Origin of the sequence: Umezawaea endophytica, from assembly GCF_025061645.1 — a bacterium.
Classification (GTDB): domain Bacteria; phylum Actinomycetota; class Actinomycetes; order Mycobacteriales; family Pseudonocardiaceae; genus Umezawaea; species Umezawaea endophytica.
The window spans coordinates 1-5774 of record NZ_JANYMP010000048.1 but is presented as its reverse complement, the minus strand read 5'-3'; the positions used below and the strand labels follow the sequence as shown (position 1 = coordinate 5774).

Here is a 5774-nt window from a genome sequence, read left to right as displayed (position 1 = left end):
GACCCCACCGCTCCTCAGACCGGCTCGTCCCGCTCGCGAACCGCGTTGCGCACCACGGCGGGCACCCCCAGCCGCTCGTCCTGGCACAACTCCCGCAGCTCGTCCGCGTTGGCGTCCGGATCCAGCGTCAGCCCGGCCAGCCGGTCGAACAGCGCGGCGGTCTCCCTGCCGATCTCCTCCTCCGGCCCCGGCATCGCGCCCCAGCAGTCCCACGGCAGCAGCTCCACGTTCAGCAGCGCCGCCGCGTCCCGCATCAGGTTCCCGGCGATCCACCACAGCCCGGACTCGCCCGCGAACGCGAGCCCGAACAGGGCCGGGTCGGCCTCGCCCGCCCGGCACCGGCGCCACGCCTCGCCCGCGACCAGGAACCGGTCGCGCGGCACGTCGGTGACGTCGAAGTCGATCGGGAACAGCCCCCGCTGCACGGCGTCGATCTGGCCGTCCACGAGGACCCAGCGGTCGCCGTTCCAGTGCTCGGCCACCCAGTGGTCCTCGAACGTGCCGGTGCCGAAGTAGTCGCCGAACCCGCACCTCGCCCGCGCGGGCACGTCGAAGGCGCGCAGCGCGGTGACCAGCAGGACGGTGAAGTGGCGGCAGTTCCCCGGAACCCGGTCGCCCGGTTCCCTCGGCTCGGTCAGCGGCCTGCCGTCCCGCTCGGCGATCCGGCCCAGCAGGTCCTCCACCCGCCGCAGGTGCACGGTGGCGCGGTCGTCGTCCGACAGCTCCACGTCGTACGACGGGGCGATGTGCTCGTGGATCAGCAGGCCGTGACCGACGGCCGCGAGCCCGGCGACGTCGTGCGGCAGCCGGGTCAGCAGCCCCGCGTGCGCTCCCGCCGACGTCATCGGCCCCGGTCGGGTGTAGTCGGTCACGAGCGCACCTCGCGCGCCCGCTTCACGTAGTCCACCAGGCCCGACCCCTCCGGCCAGCCGAGCTGCCGGTCGAGCGTCCCCTTCGACCCCTCGTACGCGGCGTCCGTCGCCGCGACGATCGCCGTGTCACCGCCGTGGAACGCCGAGCCGATCTCGTCCCAGCGGCTGGTCAGCTCCTGCACGCGCGGGTCGTCGACCGGCACGCCGTCCTCCTGGAGCTGCCCGATCCGCCGCGCGAGGCCGAACCACTCCAGCTTCATCGCCTCGATCGCCTCGGGGCCCAGCGCGGCCCGGCGCTCCGCCATCAGCTCCTGCTGCTCACGGGTGTAGTGCTCGTCCAACATCGAGATCATCTCCAGGGTCGTCGCGATCTGCTCCGGATCGGGCATTCCCGAGGTGTCGAGCCTGCTCAGCAGCCCACCGACCTGCGCGCGCAGCCGCGCGACGCGGGTGGCCTGCTCGTCCAGGTGCGCCAACTGGCCCACCAGCACGGCCCGCAGCGCCGACACGTCGTCGGCGGGGCGGGCGAGCACGGTCCCGATCTCCTCCAGCGACAGCCCGAGCCCACGCAACGCGCACACCCGGTACAGCCGCTGGAGGTCACCCTCGGTGTAGCGGCGGTGGCCCGCCCCGGTCCGCTCGCTCGCGGGCACCAACCCGATCTCGTCGTAGTGGTGCAGCGCGCGCACGGTCAGGCCGGTGGCGCGGGCCAGCTCGCCCACGCTCCACCGCCGCTCGACACCCTCGTTCCCGGTCATGACGACGACGCTACGAACCTCACACGACGTGAGGTCAAGCCCTCACGGCCGGTAGATCGCGAGGGCGGCCGGGTGCGAGCGGAACCGGAAGCGGTCGCCGGTCGGGCCGACCTCGCCGTCGGTCGCGATGGCCACGTCGGAGCCGAACACGCGGACGTCGAGCGAGTGCGTCTCCAGGTGCCGGTAGGTGCGGCTGCGGTGCAGGGAGCCGAGCAGCGCGCCGATGAAGAAGCGGGTCCGCGAGTACCGGGCGTCCGCGCGGATGTACCGCACGTCCATCAGGCCCGCGTCCAGCTTCGGCCGGGTGGTCGGGGCGAAGCCCTTCGGCAGGTACGGGCCGTTGCCGACGAACAGCATCCACACGCGGTGCGGTTCGCCGTTGAGCTCCATGTTCAGCGGCTGCGACGAGCGGAGGACCTTGAACATCGCGATGCCCGCGGCGGGCCACTTGCCCCAGCGCTTCTCCAGCTTCTCGCGCAGCCGCACCATGTCCGGGTAGCCGCCGAGGCTCGCGGTGTTCACGAACCAGATGCGGTCGCCGCCGTCGACCTCCACGGCCGCCAGGTCGACCCGCACGCCGTCGCCCGCGCGGACGGCCGTCTCCGCGTCCGCCAGCCCCTCGACGCCGACGTCGCGGGCGAAGTGGTTGAGCGTGCCCGCGGGCACCAGCACCAGCGGCAGCCGGTGCTCGGCGGCGACCGCCGCGACCGCCGCCACCGACCCGTCGCCGCCCGCGACGCCGAGCGCGAGCGGGTGGTGGTCGTCGACCGCGGTGTCGAGCTGGTCGATGGGGATGACGGTGGCCTTCGGCCAGGCCTGCTGGATCTGCTCGGACGGGTCGGCCGTCGTGGGCCCGGAACCGGGGTTGACGATCACCACCAGGCCTTCGCCGTCGACCAGTTCGTCCAGCGTCGCGTGCTCGTACGCCGACGCGGGCTCCTCGCGGCCCAGCGGCCACCAGCGGCGGGTCAGCAGGCCCGCGCCGACGCCGAGTGCCGCGCCCGCCGCCACGTCCGACGGCCAGTGCACGCCGGTGTGCACGCGGGAGTACGCCACGGCCGCGGCGATCGGGGCGATCACCGCGGCGGTCTTCGGCGAGTCCATCGCGATGGCCGTCGTGAACGCCGCCGCCGAGGCCGCGTGGCCCGACGGGAACGACGACGACGTCGGCCGCTTGGTCAGCCGCCGGGCCATCGGCACCAGGTCGGCGGCGGGCCTGCGGCGGGGGAACAGGGTCTTGCCGACGGCGTTCGCGCTGAAGCTGGCGCCCGCGATGGCCACCACGCCGCGCAGCGCCGCCTTGCGGGTTATTCCTTTCCGCGTGGCCAGCAACGCGGCGATGCCGAACCAGAGGAACCCGTGGTTCGCCGTCTTCGTCAGCCGTTTCAACCCGACATCAGCCGAGGTCAGGGGCAGGTTCGCGCTCTTGCGAACCAGCTTCTGGTCGATCAGCCCGACCCGCATTCCCGACTTGCGCACTCGTCTCCACACACCGCGACGTTAGCCCGAATCGGGCACGCCGCCCGTTTGGATCACTGATCGCGGGGCGTTTTGCGCCTACTGTTGTGGGATGCAGCGGCGGATCTTCGGCATTGAGACTGAGTTCGGGGTGACCTGCACCTTCCACGGGCAGCGCAGGTTGTCCCCGGATGAGGTCGCGCGGTATCTGTTCCGCCGGGTCGTGTCGTGGGGGCGTTCCTCGAACGTCTTCCTGCGCAACGGCTCCCGGCTGTACCTCGACGTGGGCTCCCACCCGGAGTACGCGACGGCCGAGTGCGACGACCTGGCCCAGCTCGTCACCCACGACAAGGCGGGGGAGCGGATCCTCGAAGACCTGCTCGTCGACGCCGAACGCAGGCTCGCCGACGAGGGCATCGGCGGGGACATCTTCCTGTTCAAGAACAACACCGACTCCGCGGGCAACTCCTACGGCTGCCACGAGAACTACCTGGTCGCCCGCGCGGGGGAGTTCTCCCGCATCGCGGACGTCCTGCTGCCGTTCCTGGTGACCCGCCAGCTCATCTGCGGCGCGGGGAAGGTCCTCCAGACGCCGCGCGGCGCGGTGTTCTGCCTCTCGCAGCGCGCCGAGCACATCTGGGAGGGCGTCTCCAGCGCCACGACCAGGTCCCGCCCCATCATCAACACCCGCGACGAGCCGCACGCCGACGCCGAGCGCTACCGCAGGCTCCACGTGATCGTCGGCGACTCCAACATGTCCGAGGTGACGACGCTGCTCAAGGTGGGCAGCGCGAACCTCGTGCTCGAGATGATCGAGCAGGGGGTGCAGTTCCGGGACTTCTCCCTGGACAACCCGATAAGGGCCATCCGCGAGATCAGCCACGACCTCACCGGCCGCCGCACCGTCCGCCTCGCGGGCGGCAAGGAGGCGTCGGCGCTGGACATCCAGCGCGAGTACTACGAGCGGGCCGTCGAGCACGTCGCCAAGCGCTCGCCCGACCCGATGGCCGAGCGCGTGCTCGAACTGTGGGGCCGGACGCTCGACGCGATCGAGGCCGAGGACCTGTCCAAGATCGACCGCGAGATCGACTGGGCCATCAAGCACCGCTTGATGCAGCGCTACCAGCTCAAGCACGACATGGACCTGTCCAACCCGCGCATCGCGCAGATCGACCTCGCCTACCACGACATCCGCCGCGGCCGGGGCATCTTCGACCTGTTGCAGCGGAAGGGCCAGGTCGAACGGGTGACCGACGACGGCGAGATCGAGGCCGCCAAGGACACCCCGCCCCAGACCACGCGGGCGAAGCTGCGCGGCGACTTCATCGCGGCGGCCCAGGCCGCCGGGCGCGACTTCACCGTCGACTGGGTGCACCTGAAGCTGAACGACCAGGCGCAGCGGACCGTGCTGTGCAAGGACCCGTTCCGGGCCGTCGACGAACGGGTCGAACGGCTGATCGCCTCGCTCTGAGTGGAGTTGCCGAGAGGGGATCCCTACTTCGGTAGGGGTCCCCTCTCGGCGTGTGGTGGGGCAGCATGGCCGCAACCGAGAGGGGCGGACATGCGGGTGTTGGGCGTTGTGGTCGCGGTCTTGTTGTCGTTGCTGGTGCCGGGGGTGTCCTCGGCGTCCGGCGGGCTCGCGTGGGTGATCAAGCCGACCGGCACCGACGCCCAGTTGCGCGGGCTGTCCGTCGTCGACGCGCGCGTGGTCTGGGCCAGCGGGTCCAAGGGGACCGTGCTGCGGACCGTCGACGGCGGCGCTTCGTGGGCTTCGGTCGGACCGCCCGACACCGCGGGTTTGGAGTTCCGGGATGTAGAGGCCTTCGACGCGCTGAACGCCGTCGTGCTGTCGATCGGGCCGGGGGATTCGTCGCGGATCTACCGGACGGTCGATGGCGGGCGGTCTTGGACGCTCGCGTTCCGCAACGCGGAGGAGAAGGCGTTCTACGACTGCGTGGCGTTCTTCGACCGGTGGCGGGGGTTGGCCATGGGCGATCCCGTCGACGGGAAGTTCCGGGTGCTGTCCACGGTCGACGGTGGGCGCTCCTGGACGCTCGTCCCCGAGTCCAACTTCCCGCCCGCGTTGGAGGGTGAGGCCGGGTTCGCGGCCAGTGGGCAGTGCATCGCCACGTCCGGGCCGTTCGACGCCTGGTTCGCGACCGGTGGTGGGGCTTCCGCCAGGGTGTTGCACTCGGGTGATGGCGGACGGCACTGGAAGGCGTCCGACACACCACTGCTGAGCCTTCCGTCCGCTGGGGTGTTCGCGGTGGCCTTCCGGACGCCTTGGCAGGGGATCGCCGTCGGTGGGGATTACGCGCGGCCCGCTGAGCCCGTCGTGGGGATGGCGTTGTCCGGTGATCGCGGGCGGAGTTGGTCCGTGCCTGCGGTGGCGCCTGTCGGGTATCGGTCCGGGGTGGCTTGGCGGGGGGCTTCGGTGATCGCCGTCGGGCCTACCGGTAGTGATGTGAGTGTTGATGGTGGGAGGCGTTGGCGGTCTTTTGATGGTGGGAGTTTTGACACGGTGGATTGTGGGTGGGGGCGGGTTTGTTGGGCTTCCGGGGGGAAGGGGCGGGGTGGGGGTGTTGCGGGGATAGTTGGGGGTGGTTCGGTCGAACCCCGAATCTTGCGATTGTCTCCATGGCCGTTGTGGCTTGTCAAGGCGGGAAAGATGCCTTGACAAGCCACA

Annotated in this window: 5 protein-coding genes; 2 read left to right on the top strand and 3 right to left on the bottom strand. The window is 71.2% G+C overall.

The annotated features are described in order from the left end of the window. Positions 1 to 14 precede the first annotated feature (14 nt). Genes NZH93_RS47475 through NZH93_RS47465 form a run of 3 tightly spaced genes read right to left on the bottom strand, consistent with a single transcriptional unit; the run spans position 15 to position 3094 of the window. Complete coding sequence (locus tag NZH93_RS47475) at positions 15 to 872, bottom strand: transglutaminase-like domain-containing protein (RefSeq protein WP_259629966.1); 858 nt, start codon at positions 870 to 872, stop codon at positions 15 to 17. Next, positions 869 to 1630 carry a MerR family transcriptional regulator gene (locus NZH93_RS47470; protein ID WP_259629965.1) on the bottom strand — a complete coding sequence of 254 codons (762 nt, stop codon included), beginning with the start codon at positions 1628 to 1630 and terminating at the stop codon, positions 869 to 871. Before NZH93_RS47470 ends, NZH93_RS47475 begins: the two co-directional genes overlap by 4 nt. Positions 1631 to 1672: 42 nt before the next feature. Further along, positions 1673 to 3094 (bottom strand): bifunctional phosphatase PAP2/diacylglycerol kinase family protein, encoded by a 1422-nt coding sequence (locus NZH93_RS47465; protein WP_276025387.1) that lies wholly within the window; start codon positions 3092 to 3094, stop codon positions 1673 to 1675. A gap of 106 nt (positions 3095 to 3200) precedes the next feature. Between NZH93_RS47465 and pafA the strand changes: the two genes are divergently transcribed. Both pafA and NZH93_RS47455 read left to right on the top strand, forming a co-directional pair. Further along, a complete protein-coding gene (pafA, locus tag NZH93_RS47460; protein WP_259629963.1) occupies positions 3201 to 4559 on the top strand; it encodes a Pup--protein ligase in 1359 nt (452 codons plus the stop codon). 90 nt (positions 4560 to 4649) lie between these two features. Continuing rightward, positions 4650 to 5765: a WD40/YVTN/BNR-like repeat-containing protein gene (locus NZH93_RS47455; RefSeq protein WP_259629962.1), complete on the top strand. Its 1116-nt coding sequence runs from the start codon at positions 4650 to 4652 to the stop codon at positions 5763 to 5765. Positions 5766 to 5774: the final 9 nt, after the last annotated feature.

Excerpts from the sequence above, each read along its gene's own strand:
- NZH93_RS47455 (WP_259629962.1), top strand. The coding sequence starts at position 4,650 with ATGCGGGTGTTGGGCGTTGTGGTCGCGGTCTTGTTGTCGTTGCTGGTG.
- pafA (WP_259629963.1), top strand. The coding sequence starts at position 3,201 with ATGCAGCGGCGGATCTTCGGCATTGAGACTGAGTTCGGGGTGACCTGC.
- NZH93_RS47465 (WP_276025387.1), bottom strand. The coding sequence starts at position 3,094 with ATGCGGGTCGGGCTGATCGACCAGAAGCTGGTTCGCAAGAGCGCGAAC.
- NZH93_RS47470 (WP_259629965.1), bottom strand. The coding sequence starts at position 1,630 with ATGACCGGGAACGAGGGTGTCGAGCGGCGGTGGAGCGTGGGCGAGCTG.